This window comes from Kineococcus rhizosphaerae (genome assembly GCF_003002055.1).
GTDB classification, from domain to species: Bacteria; Actinomycetota; Actinomycetes; order Actinomycetales; family Kineococcaceae; genus Kineococcus; species Kineococcus rhizosphaerae.
Map to the genome: position 1 here is coordinate 490,336 of NZ_PVZF01000002.1, position 15,787 is coordinate 506,122.

Sequence of the window (15,787 nt, forward strand, 5' to 3'; positions counted from 1 at the left end):
CTCAGTCGACGCCGAGGGCGAACGCCGACTCCAGGTCGTGCCTGGAGTAGGCGCGGAAGGCGATGTTCGTCGTCGTCGACACGACACCCTCGACGCGGCTGATGCCGCCGGCGATGACGTCGGCGAGGTGCTCGTGCTCGCGCACGCGCACCATGACGACCAGGTCGACGTCGCCGGTCACCGAGTAGACCTCGCTGACCCCGTCGAGCTCGGCGAGGCTCTGGGCGACCTCGGGGATGCGCCGGCCGTCGCAGGCCACGTTGACGATGGCGGTGATCACGCGGGTGAGGCTACCGGGAGCGCGGTCAGCCGGCTCCTCGCCCAGCCCGCCCCGCGCACGGGGCACGCCCACGGCGAGACGTCCGGGTCCTGCAGCGAGACGAGCCGCACCCCGGGCTGCTCCAGCCACCCCAGCAGCACGTCGGTCTCCTCGACGAGCAGGCCGGGACGGCCGGGGGCCGGGGCGGGGACGACCTCGCCCGTGGCGCGCAGCGCCTCGATGTGCGGCACCGGGTCCGACCCCGGCGGGGTCAGGCACGTCCCGGCGAGCCGGCCGTAGCGGACGAGCACGACCTCCCAGCCGCCCGTGGGCCAGCCCGGGGCGGGCACGCAGCGCCGGGCGGCGACCAGCTCGGGCAGGTCGGCGACCGGGGCGCGGCGCTGGGCGCGGTCGGCCGCCGTCAGGAACGCCTCCAGCCGGTCCCGCACGGCGGCGGCCTCCTCGTAGCGCTCCTGCGCGGCCAGGGCCCGCATCCGCTCGCGGCCCAGGGTCAGCTCCTGCGTGGCGTCGGTGCCCAGGGCCGCGCGGACCGCCTCGACCACCTGCGCGTAGGACGCGGCGTCCTGCCCGCCGCGCTCGGTGCCCAGGCACGGCGCACCGCAGCGGCCGATGTCGGCCAGCACGCAGGCCCCCTCGCCGTCGGCCCGCGGCCGCTTGGGGATCTTGCGCGTGCACCGGCGCAGGGGGTGCACGTCGTGCAGCGCCTCGACCGCGAGCTCGGCGGTGCGCGCCGACCGGAAGGGCCCCAGGTAGCGCGCGCCCGCGGCGGCGTCGTCGCGCACCTGCTTGACCAGCGACAGCCGGGGCCACGCCTCAGCCGTCAGCTTCACCCACGTCACCTTCTCGGGGGCCTTGGAGCGCCGGTTGTAGGGCGGGGCGTGCTCGGCGATGAGCCGCAGCTCGCGCACCCGCGCCTCCAGGGGCGTCGCGCAGACCACGGGGACGACCGTGGTGGCCGCGCGGACCATCTCCGTCATCCGCGGCCGGGTCTCCGAGGCCGTGAAGTACGAGCGCACCCTGCGGTGCACGTCCACGGACGTCCCGACGTACAGGACCCGCCCGGAGGCGTCCTGGAACTGGTAGACGCCCGGCGCCGACGGCAGCCCCACGGCCAGGTGCTTCTTGGCCCGCCGGGCCGGGTTGACGGCCGTGGCGGCGAAGGCGCTCAGGTCCTCCAGGGAATGCACCCCGCGGTTGCCCACGCGGCCCAGCAGCGCGTGCAGGACGTCGACGGTCGCGCGGGCGTCGTGCAGGGCGCGGTGGTCGGGCGTCGTCGTCGTCGAGAAGAGCCGGGCCAGGGTGCCCAGCTTGCGGTCCGGGGCCTCGTCGCGGTCCACGAGCTGGCGGGCCAGCACCACCGTGTCCACGACCCGGGGCTTGGGCCAGGGCCGCTCGGACAGCTCGCAGGCGGCCTTGAGGAACGAGACGTCGTAGGGGGCGTTGTGCGCGACCAGGACCGCGCCGCGGTCGAAGCCGGCGAACTCCAGGAAGCTCGGCAGCACCTCCCGGGTGCTGGGGGCCGAGGCGACCATCCGGTTCGTGATGCCCGTCAGGACCTGCACGAAGGCGGGGATCGCCGAGGCGGGGCGCACGAGCGTCTGGAACTCGCCGAGCACCTGCCCGCCGCGGACCTTCACGGCGCCGATCTCGGTGATCTCGGCGCCCGAGGGCGGCCCGCCCGTCGTCTCCAGGTCCAGCACGACGAACGTGACCTCGGACAGCGGCTGGCCCAGGTCCTCGAAGCTGGTCTGGATCGCGCTGCCGGGCATGGGCGCGACCGTAGGACACGGGTGCGACACGACCGGCACCGACACGCTCGGCCCGCGCGGCGCACGCCCCTCGGCCGGCCGTCCCGCGGGTCGTGTCGGAGGTGGCTGCTTGAGTGCGCAGCACCGGTCGGGACGGCCGGTCCCGACGAGTTGGAGGTCCCTGCGATGCCCCTCGACCAGCCCTTCGGTCAGTCCCTCGACCCGTCCTGCCACCCGGGCTCCGACCTGGGCTCCGACCGGCCGGTGGACTCGGTGCTCATCGACTGCGACAGCTGCACCGTCCGCCCGCACGCCTGCTCCGAGTGCGTGGTCTCCGTCCTGCTCGGGATGCCGGGCAGGCCGACGCTGGACGCCGAGGAGGTCGGTGCGGTGGAGGTGCTCGCCGCGTCCGGGCTCGTGCCGCCGCTGCGGCTGGCGACGCGGCGGGTGGGCTGAGGGGACGCGATGATGGGCCCGTGCGCGCCGGCCCGTCCCTGCCGCGGCGGCCGTTCCTCCTGGCCCCGCTGGCCCTGGCGGCGTGCTCCCAGGCCCGTCCCGCGGCCGACGCCCCCGCGACCGACGCCCCCGCAGCGGGCGACGTCCTGGCGCGCCGCGCCCGCGCGCTGCTGGCGGGCGACCTCGACGCGGCGGGGGCCGGCTACGCGAGCGCGGACCGCGACGGCCTGCGCCGCGACGACGCGCGGGCCGTGGCGGCCGGTCTGGACGACTGGGCCGTCGAGGGCCTCCAGGTCGACGGGGCCCGGGTGCGCGGGGTGCTGCGCGAACGGGTGGCGGGGGAGGGCCGGCCGGTCGCCGGGCTCTTCCGCGCCGGGTGGGACGGCTCGCTGCACCGCGGCGGGGGCACGCCCCAGCCGTGGGAGCTCGGCGACGTCACCGCCCAGCGCGCGATCGGCGGCGTCGTCCTGCACGTCGGCGGCACCGGTGACGTCGGACGGCAGGCGGCGGCCGACCTGGCCGACGCGACCGCCCGGGTCGACGCGGCCTGGGGCACCGACTGGCCCCGCGGCACGGCCGTCGTCGTCGTGCCGACCGCCGCGGACGTGTCCCGGCTGGCCGGGGGACCGGCGGCGGACGTGGACGCCGTGGCCGTCGGCCTGGACGCCGACCTCGCCGACGGCCGCCCCGCCGGGGTCCGCGTCGTCCTGTCCACCGAGCGCTTCGCCGCCCTCAGCCCGCTGGGGCGCACCGTCACCCTCACCCACGAACTGGTCCACGTCGCGACCCGCGCCACCGCCCGCGCCCCGGGGGCGGTGGTGCCGCGCTGGCTGACCGAGGGGTACGCCGACCACGTGGCCCGGCGGGACCGGCCGGTCGCCGCGAGCGCCCTGGCCGCGGCGCTGCTGGCCGCCCCCGGCGAACCGCAGGTGCCCGCCGACGCCGACTTCACCGACCCCGCGCGGGTGCAGGTCGCGTACGCGGCGGGCTGGACGCTGGTGACCTCGGCCGCCCGCGTCGCCGGGACCCCGGCCGTGACGGCGTTCGTCCGGGCCACCTGGACGGGCACCGGCGTGGAGCGGGCCTGCCGCCAGAGCCTCGGGCGGTCCCTGGCCGACGTGGTGAGGACCTGGCGCGCCGACGTCGCGAGCGACCTGGTGGGGTGGGGCCCGTGAGCACGCTCGTCGTCACCAACGACTTCCCGCCCCGGACCGGGGGCATCGAGTCCTTCGTGCACGCCGTCGTCCGGCGGCTGCCCGCGATCGGCGGTGGGCGCGTCGTCGTGCACACCGCCCGCCAGCGCGGCGACGCGGCGACCGACGCGGCCCTGGCCGCGGCCGGGGTCAGCGTCGTGCGCGACCCCTCGCCCCTGATGGTCCCGACCCCCGGCGTCGTCCGGCGCGTGCAGCGCACCGCGCGCGAGCACGGCGCCGACCGCGTCTGGTTCGGGGCGGCGGCCCCGCTGGGGCTGATGGCTCCCGCCCTGCGGGCCTCGGGGGTCGGGCGGACCGTCGCGACGACCCACGGGCACGAGGTGTGGTGGTCGAGCCTGCCCGGCTCCCGCGACGCCCTGCGGCGCATCGGGGAGCGCAACGACACCGTCACGTACCTGGGGGACTGGTGCCGCTCGCGGATCGAGCGGCCGCTGAGCCCGGCGGCGCGGGCCCGGATGCGCCGGCTCACCCCGGGCGTGGACGCCGGGGTCTTCCGGCCGGACCCGCAGGCCCGGGCGCGGGTGCGCGCCGAGCTCGGCCTGGGGCAGCGGCCCGTCGTCGTGTGCGTCTCGCGGATCGTGGCCCGCAAGGGCCAGGACGTCCTGGTCCGGGCCCTGCCGGAGATCCGCCGCCGGGTCCCCGGCGCCGCGCTGCTCGTCGTCGGGGACGGCCCGCACCGCGCGGCCGTCGAGCGCCTGGCCGCCGCCACCGGGGTCGCCGACGACGTCGTCCTCACCGGGTCGGTCCCGTGGGAACGGGCCCCGGAGCTCTACGCGGCCGGGGACGTCTTCTGCATGCCCACCCGCACCCGCCTGGGCGGGCTCGAACCCGAGGCGCTGGGGATCTGCTACCTCGAGGCCGCGGCCTGCGGGCTGCCCGTCGTCGCGGGCGACTCCGGGGGCGCTCCCGACGCCGTCCTGCCCGGGGTCAACGGCACCGTCGTCGACGGCCGCGACGTCGAGCAGGTTGCGGCGCAGGTCAGCGACCTGCTGCTGGACCGCGAGAAGGCGCGGCGCTTCGGTGAGGCGGGCCGGGCGTGGGTCAGCCGGCGCTGGGGCTGGGAGGAGCAGACGCGTCGGCTCGCGGACCTGCTGGCCGGGCGCGACGTCCCGGACGACCCGGCCGCTCCGCTGGCCTGAGCGACCCGGCGGAGGCGGCCACGGCCAGCAGCAGCAGCGCGCCGACGAGCCAGAACTGGTTGTAGAACGCCTGCTTGTTCACGAGGTTCGCGGCGAGCAGGACGGCCGCGCACCACGTGAGCAGCCCCGCCAGCCCCACCGACCGCCGGCGCAGGGTCACGACCGCGGCACCCAGGACGGCGAGCACGGCCAGACCCACCACGGGCAGGGGCAGCCGCACCCCCGTCTCGTTGAGGACGAGCGTGTACAGGGTGTCGGCGAACCGCAGCGGCGGCAGGCCCAGCATGGTCCGCACCGTGTCGTGCCAGAAGGCCGCGAACCCCGTGACGACCCACGGGGCCACGAGCACGCCGGCGCCCCCGACCGCCGCGAGCGTGCGCCGCCAGCCGAACCGCGGCCACACCACCAGCAGCGGCAGCAGCGCCACGACGTGCTGCTTGCTGGCCAGCGCGACGGCCAGCGGCAGCACCGACCACCACGCCCGGTCGGCGCGGACCAGCCACGCCCACAGCGCCAGCCCCACGAGCACGGTCGGCTCGGTCCAGGCCTGCTCGATCAGCGTGCTCGACCCGGGGGCGAGCAGCAGCAGCGCGGCCGCCGCCACCCCCGCCCGCCGCCAGCGGCCCACCGCGGCCACGGCCACGGCGCTGACCAGGACGAGCACGAGCATCGCCCAGCGCACGTCGCCGGCGAGCCAGCGGCCCGGTGCGGACAACACCGCCGTCCACGGCAGGTACGCGAAGGCGTCGGAGATGCCCGGGGAGCCCACCCAGCGGTGCCCGTAGAACGACTCGCCGTCGGCCATCGCGTCCGCGGCCTGCTGCAGGATCACCCACACGTCGATCCGCGGCGCCGGGTCGCCCGTGACGACCAGCGCACCCGTGGCGCAGGCCCCCAGCCCGGCCGCCGCCAGCGCCAGGACCCGTGAGCCGCCGCGGCCGGGCAGCAGCAGGCCCGCGGCCGCGAACGAGGCCACGGCGAGCACCACCTGGACCGTGGTGGCGGCGCCGGGGGACAGGTACGTGAACGGCGCCAGGCCCAGGTGCACGAGCCCGACGACCGCCAGGGCGGCCGAGGGCACCCACCCGCCCGTGCGCGGGACGGGCGCGTCCCGCTCGCCCCGCGCGGTGAGGGCCAGGGCCACCACCGCGGCGGCGACCACGACGTACCCGGCGACGATCCACCACCGGTACCGGACGACGCTGTGGGTGGCCAGGGCCAGCAGCGCCGTCCACGCCACCAGCGCCAGCGCGTCCCGGCGCGCCACCCCGCTCACCCCGGCCGGTTCACGCGTAGAGGGCGTCGATCCGGTCGGCGAAGTCCTTCAGGACCTCGCCGCGCTTCACCTTCTGCGACGGCGTCAGGTACCCGTTCTCGATCGTGAAGTCCTCGGCGAGGACCTCGAACTTGCGGATCGACTCCGCGCGGCTGACCGAGGCGTTGGCCGCGTCCACCGCGGACTGCACCGCGGCCAGCACGTCAGCGTCCCGGCGAGCGGTGGCCAGGTCCAGGCCGGGCTTGCCGTGGTTGGCGCCCCAGGACGGCAGCGCCTCCTCGTCGAGGGTGACCAGGCAGGCCACGAAGTGCCGGCCGTCGCCCACGACGACGGCCTGGGAGACCAGCGGGTGCGCCCGCAACCGGTCCTCCAGCGCCGCCGGCACGACGTTCTTGCCGTTGGCCGTGACGATGATCTCCTTCTTGCGGCCCGTGATCGTCAGGTGCCCGAACTCGTCGATCGAGCCCAGGTCGCCCGTGCGGAACCAGCCGTCGACGAAGGCGTCCTGCGTCTCCTGCGCGCGCCCGCGGTACTGCGTGAAGACCCCGACGCCGCGGGCCAGGACCTCCCCGTCCTCGGCGATCGCGATGTCGGTGCCCGGCAGCGGCGGCCCGACGGTGCCGATGCGGATCCGCGAGGGGCGGTTGACCGCCAGCGGCGCCGTCGTCTCGGTCAGGCCGTAGCCCTCCAGGACGACCAGGCCGGCGCCGCGGAAGAAGTGCGCGAGGTGCTCGCCCATGGGGGCACCGCCGGAGACGGCGTGCTCCACGCGCCCGCCCATCAGGGTCCGCAGCTTGGAGTAGACCAGCCGGTCGAACAGCAGGTGGCGCAGCCGCAGCGCCGGGGAGGGACCCCCGGTGTCCAGGGAGCGCGACCACGCGTCGGCCGTCGCGGAGGCCTGCGCGAAGATCCGCGCGCGCAGCTTCCCGCCGGCGGCGGCCTTCTGCTCCGCGCCGTTGTAGACCTTCTGGAACACCCGGGGGACCGCGAGGATGAACGTGGGCCGGAACCCGGCGAGGTCGGTCAGCAGGTCCTTGGCGTCGGGGGTGTGCCCGACGCGGATCCGGCACACCAGGCACAGGGCCTGGATGAAGCGCGCGAAGACGTGCGCCAGCGGGATGAACAGCAGCGTCGCCGCCTCGGGCCGGCGCAGGACCTCGGGGATGGCGGCCTCGGCGTTGCGGGCCAGGTCGAGGAAGTTGCCGTGCGAGAGCACGCAGCCCTTGGGCCGCCCGGTCGTGCCGGAGGTGTAGATGACCGTCATCGGGTCGCCGGGGCCGGCCACGGCCCGGGCGCGGTCGACGTCGGCGTCGGGGACCTCCCGCCCGGCGGCGCGCAGCTCCTCCAGCGACCCCGCCTCCAGCGTCCACACGTCGCGCAGCCCCGGCAGCCGGTCCCGGACGCTCGCGATCCGGGCCGCGCCGGCACCGGTCTCCACGACGCAGGCCACCGCCCCGGAGTCGGACAGGATCCACTCGATCTGCTCGGGGGAGCTGGTCTCGTAGACGGGGACCGTCACGGCGCCGGCGAACCAGCCGGCGACGTCGACGACCGTCCAGTCGTAGCTCGTGCGCCCCATGATCCCGACGCGGTCCCCGGGCGCGATCCCCGCGGCCAGGAACCCCTTGGCCACCGACACCACGTCGGCGAGGAACTCGGTGGCGCTCACGTCGCGCCAGCGGCCGTCGGCGGTCTTGCGGCTGGCGCTGACGTGGCCCGGGTCCTCGCGGGCGGTCTCCACGACGCAGTCGGTCATGTTCCCGGTCGTCGCCGGGGCCACGAGCGGGGGTTCGCTGCTGACGGACCCGAAGCTGGTCGACCCGTTGCTGGTCGGCACGGTGTTCCTCCTGTGTCGCTCTCGCTGCCCCGCGAGGACGGGATCGTTCGCCGGTGCCTGCCCCCGCCGGGGGCGGGGGTGCGGACGACCCTACCTGCGCGTCGGCGTGCTCCCTCGCACGCCACGACGGGGCGCTCGCCGGTCCCAACGTCCGGGGCTCAAGGTGCGGTTCCCGGCGGTCGACGTTCCCCGGGTGAGCCAGGACCGCGCGAGCCAGCCCCAGCGTGCCGAGACCTCGTTCCTCGACGCGCTCGCGCCCGTTGAGGCCGAGGACCTCGGCTGGGCCCCGCGCGCGACCCGGGCCTCCACGACGACGTCCGAGGCGTTCGGCGCCGTCGAGGTGGGCCGGCCCGTGAGCCGGCTCGCGCCGGTCCCGCCCGCGCCCGCCCCCGCCCCCGCTGCCTCTACCGCCGCCCCCGCCGCCGCGCGGCCCGACCGCTGCCCCTCGTGCGGGGCGCGGGCGCGGGCCGAGCAGGACTGGTGCTCGCTGTGCCACACCTCCCTGCTGCCCGCCCCCGCCGGCGAGGTGGCGCCCCCCGGGACGGCGGCCCCCGCCGTGCCCGCCCCCGTCCCGCCGGGCGCCGTCCGCGTCCGCGAGGACGACGACGGTCAGCTCGCCCTCGACTTCGAAGCCCCCGCCGCCCGCCCCCCGCTCGACGAGGCCGAGGTGGCCCGGATGCTCGGCGCCCTGTCCTCGGCCCAGCAGGCCGGGCCGCGCGGGCTGGGATCGCGCCGGGCGAAGGTCCTCGTGGCCGCCGGGGGCGCCGTCGGGCTGACCGCGGTGCTGCTCGGCGGCGGGGCGCTGCTGGGCTCCGTCCTGGGCTGAGCCGGGCGGCTGACCCGGCGTCCGACCGCCGGTCGCCGGACGCCACCCACCCGGTAACCTCGCCGGGGCTGCGCGTGGGCGCGGCCGCCCTGCGACGCGGGGCCGAGGTCGCAGGGAGAACCGCACCGGCATGGTCGAGCAGCCAGCCCAGACCCCCCTTCCGAAGGTCGTCCCCAACGCGGTGGGGGTCGACATCGGCGGCACCAAGATCGCCGCCGGGGTCGTCGACCACCGCGGCGAGATCGTCGCCCAGACCCGCCGCGAGACGCCCGCCTCGCACCCGGCCCTCATCGCCGCCGCCGTCGCCGACGCGATCGCCGAGCTGCGCACGACCCAGGTGTTCGGCCCCGTCGGGGTCGCGGCCGCCGGGTTCGTCGACGCCGCACGCCGCAACGTCGTCTTCGCGCCCAACCTGGCCTGGCGCGACGAGCCGCTCGCCGACCACCTCGAGGCCCTCGTCGCCGCCCCGGTCGTCGTCGAGAACGACGCCAACGCCGCCGCCTGGGCCGAGTACCGCTTCGGCGGCGGCCTCGACGAGCAGGGCCGCGCGGTCGACGACCTGGTCATGCTGACGCTGGGCACGGGCCTGGGCGGCGGGATCGTCACCGGCGGTGTCCTGCAGCGCGGAGCCAACGGGGCGGCGGCCGAGCTCGGCCACGTGCGGGCCGTGCCCGGGGGCCGGGCGTGCGGCTGCGGCAACTCCGGCTGCTGGGAGCAGTACGTCGCCGGCAACGCCCTCGTGCGCGACGCCCGCGACCTGCTGCGCTCGGGCGAGGCCGAGGGCGCGCCGCTGCTGGCGGCCGTCGGCGGGGACCCCGAGAACGTGACCGGACCGGTCGTCACGCGCCTGGCGCAGGCGGGGGACCCGGGGTGCGTGAGGCTGCTGGCCGACCTCGGCCGCTGGCTGGGGGAGGCCGTCGCGAGCTTCGTGGCGATGCTCGACCCGGAGGTCGTCGTCATCGGCGGCGGGGTGTCGAACGCCGGTGAGCTCCTGCTGGGGCCCGCGCGGACCAGCCTGGCCGAGAACCTGTCCGGGCGCACCCACCGCAGGCCCCCGCCGCTGCGCACCGCCCGCAAGGGCAACGACGCCGGGATCATCGGCGCCGCCGACCTCGCCCGCGTCTGAGCCTCGACCCCGGGAGTCCCCATGGCCACGCCCCGAACCCCCCGTGCGCCCCGTCGCCGGCGCGCGCCCGACCCGCGCCGCGTCGCGCTGCAGCAGCGGCTGCGCCAGCAGACGCGCCGCGTCTTCATCGGTGACGGGCCCGCCGTCGGCGTCGACATCGGCGGCACCAAGGTCGCCGCGGGGGTCGTCGACGGCGAGGGGCGGGTCGTGGCGCAGCTGCGCCGGGAGACGCCCACGACCAGCCCGCAGGGGGTCGAGGACACCATCGCCGAGGTCGTCGAGGAGCTCGCCGCCCACCACGACATCGTCTCCGTCGGCATCGGCGCGGCCGGTTTCGTCGACGCCGAACGGGCCAACGTCCTGTTCGCCCCGCACCTGGCGTGGCGCAACGAACCGCTGCGCGAGGCCGTCGAACGGCGGGTGCGGGCCCGCCTGGGGCGGCGCGTGGGACGGCGCACGGTCGTGGAGAACGACGCCAACGCCGCCGCGTGGGCCGAGTACCGCTTCGGCGCGGGCCGGGGGGAGTCCCGGCTGGTCTGCGTGACCATGGGCACCGGCATCGGCGGCGGCATCGTCACGCAGGGCCGCGTCGTGCGCGGCCGCTACGGCATCGCGGGCGAGTTCGGGCACATGATCGTCGTGCCCGGCGGGCACCGCTGCGAGTGCGGCAACCGCGGGTGCTGGGAGCAGTACGCCTCGGGCAACGCCCTGGTGCGCGAGGCCCGCGAGCTGGCCCGGTCCAACTCGCCCGTGGCCCACCACCTGCTCGAGCTGGCCGGGGGCAACCCCGAGGCCATCACCGGCCCGATGGTCACCGACGCCGCCCGCGGCGGGGACCCGGCCGCCGTGGAGCTGTTCGAGGACGTCGGCCGCTGGCTCGGCATCGGCGTCGCGAACCTGGCCGCCGCGTTCGACCCGGGCACCGTCGTCATCGGCGGCGGGGTCTCCGACGCCGACGAGCTGCTGCTGGGCCCGTGCCGGGAGGCCTACCGCCGCACGCTGACCGGACGCGGGTTCCGTCCCGAGCTGACCATCGCCCGGGCCAGCCTGGGTCCGGCGGCCGGGTTGGTGGGGGCCGCCGACCTCTCGCGCGGCTGGGGCTGATGAGCGCCCCGGCCGGTGGCCGGGCGGCGGCCCGGCTGCGGGTGGCGACGTTCAACGTGCGCGAACTGCTCGACGACACGCTCGCGGTGCGCGAGGTCCTGCGCGCGGCCCGCGCCGACGTCGTGTGCCTGCAGGAGGTCCCGACCCTCCTGTTCGCCGGGCACCGCCTGGGCGACCTGGCCGCCGACACGGGGTTGTGGGTGACCGCGGCCGGTGCGGCGGGCGCCGGGACGGCGATCCTGACCGCGGCGCGCGTCGACGTGCGCGCCGCCGGGGTCCGGGCCCTGCCCACCGCCCGGCGCCGCGGGTGGAAGCCGGTGCGGCGCCGGGGGACGGCCGAGGCGGCCGTGCGGGTCCCGCTGGCCGGCGGCTGGTCCGTCGACGTCCTCGTGCGCAGCGTCCACCTCGGGCTCGACGACGGCGAGCGGTTCGACCACGTCACCCGGCTGCTGCCCGGCACACCCGTCGGCGGGCCGCTCGAGCCGTGGTCCGACGCGCCCGCGGTCCTGGCCGGTGACCTCAACGAGGAGCCCGGCGGGGCCGTGCACCGGCGCCTGTCCACCGTCCTGCTCGACGCGGCCGAGGCCGTCGGGACACCGGCGCCGACCTTCCCGGCGCGCTCACCCCGCCGTCGCCTCGACGCCGTCCTCGTCGACCGGCTCCTGTCCGTGACGTCGGTGAGCACCCCGGGGGAGCACCCGGGCGCGAGCGACCACCTGCCGGTGCTCGCGGACCTGCTGGTCCCGGCCGCCGGTTAGGGGACCGCTCAGACGACCGCGCCGTCGTCGTCGTCGTCGTCGCGGCTGCTGGGCAGCCGCACGACCAGGGTCGCGAACCCGGCCACGAACACCGCGGCCGTGATCGCGGTCAGCAGCTGGGGGACGTCCTGCCACGACAGCGCCACGACGAGCAGGAACAGCGGGGCACCGACGACGGCGATCCAGGCGGCCCAGCCGAGCACGTCGCGCGGCAGGGGCGCCGGGTCGGCCGGGACGAAGCTCTCCTCGCTCAGCGAGCGCAGCTCGATCGGCTCGTCGTCGCGCTGGCGGGGGGTCGCGAACGACCCGGTGGCCGGCACGTCCTCGCGCGGCGGCGGGGGCAGCGGCGCGGCCGGGCGCACGAGCCGGCTGCGGTCCTCGGGACCGGGCCCGGCGGCGGCCTCGTCGCCCGCGCCGTCCTGCTCGTCCGGGGCGGCCAGGTGCCGCGGGCCCTGGTCCTCGCCCTGGTCCCGGGCCTCGTCGTCGAGGTTCTCGGGGTCGGGCACGTCCTCGCCCCAGCGCGCGACGATCTCGGCGAAGGCCGCATCGACGTCGAGGGGTCCGGATCCGTCGTCCGGGGTGGGGGGCACGCCTCATCGTGCCACGCCGGAGGCGGCCGGTCGAGGACCCGGCGTGGCGCGGGCACCCGCCGGTAGCGTTCCCGGGGTGCCCCGCTTCCCGGTCCTGTACTGGCCGATCAAGCTCCTCGTCGCCGAGCCGCTGGTCACCGCGGTGTTCCGGCCCTGGGTGCGCGGGCTGGAGAACGTCCCGTCCGAGGGGCCGGCCGTCCTGGCCAGCAACCACCTGTCCGCCGCCGACACGGTGCTGCTGCCGACGGTGGTGCGCCGCCGCGTCACGTTCATCGCCAAGGCCGACCTGTTCCGGGGCGAGGGTCTGCGCGGCAGGCTGACCGCCGGGCTCATGCACGGCATCGGCCAGCTGCCCGTCGACCGCTCCGGGGGACGTGCCTCGTCGGCCGCGATCGACAGCGCCGTCGCCGTCCTGCGCGGCGGCGACCTGTTCGGGATCTACCCCGAGGGCACCCGGTCCCCGGACGGCCGGCTGTACCGGGGCCGCACGGGCGTGGCCCGCATCGCGCTGCGCTCCGGCGCCCCCGTCGTCCCCGTCGCCATGGTCGGCACCGAGGACCTGCTGCCGTCGGGCCGGCTGCTGCCGAAGGTCCGGCGGGTGGGCGTCGTCATCGGCGAACCCCTCGACTTCTCCCGCTACGCAGGCCGCGAGGACGACCAGCTCGTCGTGCGCTCGGTGACCGACGAGGTGATGGCCGCGATCCAGGCGCTGTCGCGGCAGGAGTACGTCGACGTCTACGCCGAGCGCAGCCGGCTGCGCTCGGAGCTGTCCAGGGGCACGGGCGTGCCCGAACCGCCCAGCACGGCCGCCGGGGGCCCCGGGGGCCGCGCCGCCCCCACCGGCGACACACCGGGCCCGGACGACGCGCACGGCTGATCGCGCGGTGGCACGCTCTACCCGTACCTGATCGGGCACGTCGGCGAGGGCGCCGGGGAGTGGAGCTTCGGGATGCGGGTCGGGATCCTCACCGGGGGCGGCGACTGCCCCGGACTGAACGCGGTCATCCGGGCAGCGGTGCTGGCCGGGACCCAGCGGCACGGCATGGAGTTCGTCGGGTTCCTCGACGGCTGGCGCGGCGTCCTGGAGGGGGACGCGGTCCCGCTCGACGAGGACCGGGTCCGGCCGCTGCTGGCCGTGGGCGGCACGGTCCTGGGCTCGTCCCGGACCAACCCCTTGGCCGACGGGGTGCAGGAGGGGGTCGCCCGCATCCGCAAGCAGCTGGCCGAGCTCGGCGTCGACGCCCTGCTGGCCATCGGCGGGGAGGACACCCTCGGCGTCGCCACCGCGCTGCACGAGGCGGGCGTGCCCGTCGTGGGCGCGCCCAAGACCATCGACGACGACCTGTCCGCCACCGACGCCACCTTCGGCTTCGACACGGCCGTCCAGACCGCCGTCGACGCCTGCGACCGGCTCGTGACGACGGGCGCCAGCCACCACCGCGCCATGATCGTCGAGGTCATGGGCCGGCACGCGGGCTGGATCGCCCTGCACACCGGGATGGCCGCGGGGGCGCACGTGACCCTGCTGCCGGAGGAGGACGTCGACCTCGACGAGGTCGGCGCCACCGTCCGCGCCGTGCTCGAGCGGGGGCAGGCACCGTTGATCGTGGTCAGCGAGGGCGCGAAGGTCCACGGCGACGAGGCCGTCAAGAACGCCCCGCGGGACGCGTTCGGGCACGTCCAGCTCGGCGGGGCCGGGGACGCGCTGGAGCACGAGATCGTCGCGCGCGTCCCGGGGCTGTCGACGCGCGTGACCGTCCTGGGGCACCTGCTGCGCGGCGGGACCCCCTCGGCGGCCGACCGGATCCTGGCGACGCGCTTCGGGCTGAGCGCCGTCGAGGCGCTCGCGGCCGGGGACCTGGGGACGATGGCCTCCCTGCGCGGGGTCGACGTCGTGCAGGTGCCGCTGGCCGAGGCGACCGGCGTGTTGCGAACGGTTCCCGAGTCCCGGCGGGCCGAGACCGCCGGGCTGCGCTGGTGAACGGGGGCGACCGGGGGGTGCGGGGAGTGCGACACTTGCCCGCGTGAGCACCCCTACGACGAGCTTGCCGACGCCCACGTCGAGCATCACGTGGCCCGACCTCCCCGCCGCCCAGCAGCCGCAGTGGCCGGACGCCGCCGCGCTGGCCGAGGTCCAGGCGGAGCTCGCCTCGTATCCCCCCCTCGTCTTCGCCGGGGAGGCCGACCAGCTGCGCGCGCAGCTGGCCAAGGCCGCCCGCGGCGAGGCGTTCCTGCTCCAGGGCGGGGACTGCGCCGAGACGTTCGCCGGCGCGACGGCCGACGGCATCCGCCGCCGGCTGAAGACCATGCTGCAGATGTCCGCCGTCCTGACCTACGGCGCGTCCCTGCCCGTGGTGAAGGTCGGCCGGATGGCCGGGCAGTTCTCCAAGCCGCGCTCGTCCAACGACGAGACCCGCGGCGACGTGACGCTGCCCGCCTACCGCGGTGACGCCGTCAACGACTACGCCTTCACCCCCGAGTCCCGGGTCCCGGACCCCCAGCGGCTGCTGCGGGCGTACCACACGTCCTCGGCGACACTGAACCTCATCCGCGCCTTCACGACCGGCGGCTACGCCGACCTGCGCAAGGTGCACGAGTGGAACCGCGGCTTCGCGGCCACGGCCGCCAACGCGCGGTACGAGGCGCTGGCCAAGGACATCGACAAGGCCATGAAGTTCATGATCGCCTGCGGGGCCGACTTCGACGCGCTGCAGACGGTCGACTTCTGGTCCAGCCACGAGGCGCTGCTGCTCGACTACGAGCGCCCGCTGACCCGCACCCTGGACGAGGAACCGCCGCTGAGCGGCCCCGTCGGCGGGGACGCGCGCCAGGGCGGCCCGTACGACACGGCCGCGCACATGGTCTGGATCGGCGAGCGCACCCGTCAGCTCGACGGCGCGCACGTCGACTTCGCCTCCAAGATCCGCAACCCGATCGGGATCAAGCTGGGCCCGAAGACCTCCGTCGACGACGCGCTCGCGCTGATCGACAAGGTCGACCCGTACCGCGAACCGGGCCGCCTGACGTTCATCACGCGCATGGGCGCCTCGACGATCCGCGAGGCGCTGCCCGCGCTGGTCGAGGGCGTCACGGCGTCGGGGGCGCAGGTCACCTGGGTGTGCGACCCCATGCACGGCAACACGATCACCTCGACGAGCGGGTACAAGACCCGGCGCTTCGACGACGTCGTGGACGAGGTGCGCGGGTTCTTCGAGGTCCACGCCGCGCTCGGCACGGTGCCGGGCGGCCTGCACGTCGAGCTCACCGGCGACGACGTCACCGAGTGCCTCGGCGGCGCGTTCGACATCGACGACGCGGCGCTCGCGACGCGCTACGAGTCGCTGTGCGACCCGCGGCTGAACCACCAGCAGTCCCTGGAGCTGGCGTTCCTGGCTGCGGAGATGCTCGCGAACCGCTGACGGTGAGACGCAGG

The 15,787-nt window shown here is 76.8% G+C and carries 15 protein-coding genes; 10 read left to right on the top strand and 5 right to left on the bottom strand.

Annotation, left to right across the window (positions count from 1 at the left end; translation table 11 throughout):
* Position 1 precedes the first annotated feature (1 nt).
* Positions 2 to 280, bottom strand: a complete 279-nt coding sequence (locus CLV37_RS06515; protein ID WP_106208289.1) for an Lrp/AsnC family transcriptional regulator — start codon at positions 278 to 280, stop codon at positions 2 to 4.
* Complete coding sequence (locus CLV37_RS06520; RefSeq protein WP_106208291.1) at positions 277 to 2,049, bottom strand: DEDD exonuclease domain-containing protein; 1,773 nt, start codon at positions 2,047 to 2,049, stop codon at positions 277 to 279. The genes CLV37_RS06515 and CLV37_RS06520 overlap by 4 nt, the downstream gene beginning before the upstream one ends.
* Before the next feature lie 165 nt (positions 2,050 to 2,214).
* Between CLV37_RS06520 and CLV37_RS06525 the strand changes: the two genes are divergently transcribed.
* Genes CLV37_RS06525 through CLV37_RS06535 form a run of 3 tightly spaced genes read left to right on the top strand, consistent with a single transcriptional unit; the run spans position 2,215 to position 4,837 of the window.
* Positions 2,215 to 2,484: a hypothetical protein gene (locus CLV37_RS06525; protein ID WP_170127083.1), complete on the top strand. Its 270-nt coding sequence runs from the start codon at positions 2,215 to 2,217 to the stop codon at positions 2,482 to 2,484.
* Between the two features lie 20 nt (positions 2,485 to 2,504).
* Entirely contained in the window at positions 2,505 to 3,659 is a 1,155-nt protein-coding gene (locus CLV37_RS27440; RefSeq protein WP_106208293.1) for a hypothetical protein, read from the top strand.
* Complete coding sequence (locus CLV37_RS06535; RefSeq protein ID WP_106208622.1) at positions 3,656 to 4,837, top strand: glycosyltransferase family 4 protein; 1,182 nt, start codon at positions 3,656 to 3,658, stop codon at positions 4,835 to 4,837. Before CLV37_RS27440 ends, CLV37_RS06535 begins: the two co-directional genes overlap by 4 nt.
* Here CLV37_RS06535 and CLV37_RS06540 read toward each other — a convergent pair.
* Positions 4,740 to 6,104 carry a hypothetical protein gene (locus CLV37_RS06540; RefSeq protein ID WP_106208295.1) on the bottom strand — a complete coding sequence of 455 codons (1,365 nt, stop codon included), beginning with the start codon at positions 6,102 to 6,104 and terminating at the stop codon, positions 4,740 to 4,742. The two genes, CLV37_RS06535 and CLV37_RS06540, sit on opposite strands and share 98 nt — an antisense overlap.
* Positions 6,105 to 6,123: 19 nt before the next feature.
* Complete coding sequence (locus CLV37_RS06545; protein ID WP_106208624.1) at positions 6,124 to 7,869, bottom strand: AMP-dependent synthetase/ligase; 1,746 nt, start codon at positions 7,867 to 7,869, stop codon at positions 6,124 to 6,126.
* 274 nt (positions 7,870 to 8,143) lie between these two features.
* Here CLV37_RS06545 and CLV37_RS06550 point away from each other — a divergent pair, with 274 nt between their 5' ends.
* From CLV37_RS06550 to CLV37_RS06565, 4 genes are all read left to right on the top strand, one after another.
* Positions 8,144 to 8,776 carry a hypothetical protein gene (locus CLV37_RS06550; RefSeq protein WP_106208297.1) on the top strand — a complete coding sequence of 211 codons (633 nt, stop codon included), beginning with the start codon at positions 8,144 to 8,146 and terminating at the stop codon, positions 8,774 to 8,776.
* A 130-nt stretch (positions 8,777 to 8,906) separates the two neighbouring features.
* Complete coding sequence (locus CLV37_RS06555) at positions 8,907 to 9,902, top strand: ROK family glucokinase (protein ID WP_106208299.1); 996 nt, start codon at positions 8,907 to 8,909, stop codon at positions 9,900 to 9,902.
* A gap of 21 nt (positions 9,903 to 9,923) precedes the next feature.
* A complete protein-coding gene (locus CLV37_RS06560) occupies positions 9,924 to 11,006 on the top strand; it encodes an ROK family glucokinase (protein ID WP_106208301.1) in 1,083 nt (360 codons plus the stop codon).
* On the top strand, positions 11,006 to 11,764 hold the full coding sequence (locus CLV37_RS06565; RefSeq protein ID WP_106208303.1) for an endonuclease/exonuclease/phosphatase family protein: 759 nt from the start codon (positions 11,006 to 11,008) through the stop codon (positions 11,762 to 11,764). Before CLV37_RS06560 ends, CLV37_RS06565 begins: the two co-directional genes overlap by 1 nt.
* An 8-nt stretch (positions 11,765 to 11,772) precedes the next feature.
* Here CLV37_RS06565 and CLV37_RS06570 read toward each other — a convergent pair whose 3' ends face one another.
* The gene (locus CLV37_RS06570) at positions 11,773 to 12,354 is read right to left on the bottom strand and encodes a hypothetical protein (RefSeq protein ID WP_106208305.1); all 582 of its coding nucleotides are present in this window, start codon (positions 12,352 to 12,354) and stop codon (positions 11,773 to 11,775) included.
* Positions 12,355 to 12,430: 76 nt separating this feature from the next.
* Between CLV37_RS06570 and CLV37_RS06575 the strand changes: the two genes are divergently transcribed.
* The 3 genes from CLV37_RS06575 (at position 12,431) to CLV37_RS06585 (ending at position 15,773) form a co-directional block, all read left to right on the top strand.
* Complete coding sequence (locus tag CLV37_RS06575; RefSeq protein WP_106208308.1) at positions 12,431 to 13,231, top strand: lysophospholipid acyltransferase family protein; 801 nt, start codon at positions 12,431 to 12,433, stop codon at positions 13,229 to 13,231.
* Between the two features lie 72 nt (positions 13,232 to 13,303).
* Positions 13,304 to 14,335, top strand: a complete 1,032-nt coding sequence (locus tag CLV37_RS06580) for a 6-phosphofructokinase (RefSeq protein ID WP_106208311.1) — start codon at positions 13,304 to 13,306, stop codon at positions 14,333 to 14,335.
* A 43-nt stretch (positions 14,336 to 14,378) separates the two neighbouring features.
* The gene (locus CLV37_RS06585) at positions 14,379 to 15,773 is read left to right on the top strand and encodes a class II 3-deoxy-7-phosphoheptulonate synthase (protein ID WP_211298438.1); all 1,395 of its coding nucleotides are present in this window, start codon (positions 14,379 to 14,381) and stop codon (positions 15,771 to 15,773) included.
* Positions 15,774 to 15,787 lie beyond the last annotated feature (14 nt).

Coding starts and splice junctions, on each gene's coding strand:
- CLV37_RS06520 (WP_106208291.1), bottom strand. CDS start 2,049: ATGCCCGGCAGCGCGATCCAGACCAGCTTCGAGGACCTGGGCCAGCCG.
- CLV37_RS06555 (WP_106208299.1), top strand. CDS start 8,907: ATGGTCGAGCAGCCAGCCCAGACCCCCCTTCCGAAGGTCGTCCCCAAC.
- CLV37_RS06525 (WP_170127083.1), top strand. CDS start 2,215: ATGCCCCTCGACCAGCCCTTCGGTCAGTCCCTCGACCCGTCCTGCCAC.
- CLV37_RS06580 (WP_106208311.1), top strand. CDS start 13,304: ATGCGGGTCGGGATCCTCACCGGGGGCGGCGACTGCCCCGGACTGAAC.
- CLV37_RS06565 (WP_106208303.1), top strand. CDS start 11,006: ATGAGCGCCCCGGCCGGTGGCCGGGCGGCGGCCCGGCTGCGGGTGGCG.
- CLV37_RS06545 (WP_106208624.1), bottom strand. CDS start 7,869: ATGACCGACTGCGTCGTGGAGACCGCCCGCGAGGACCCGGGCCACGTC.
- CLV37_RS06560 (WP_106208301.1), top strand. CDS start 9,924: ATGGCCACGCCCCGAACCCCCCGTGCGCCCCGTCGCCGGCGCGCGCCC.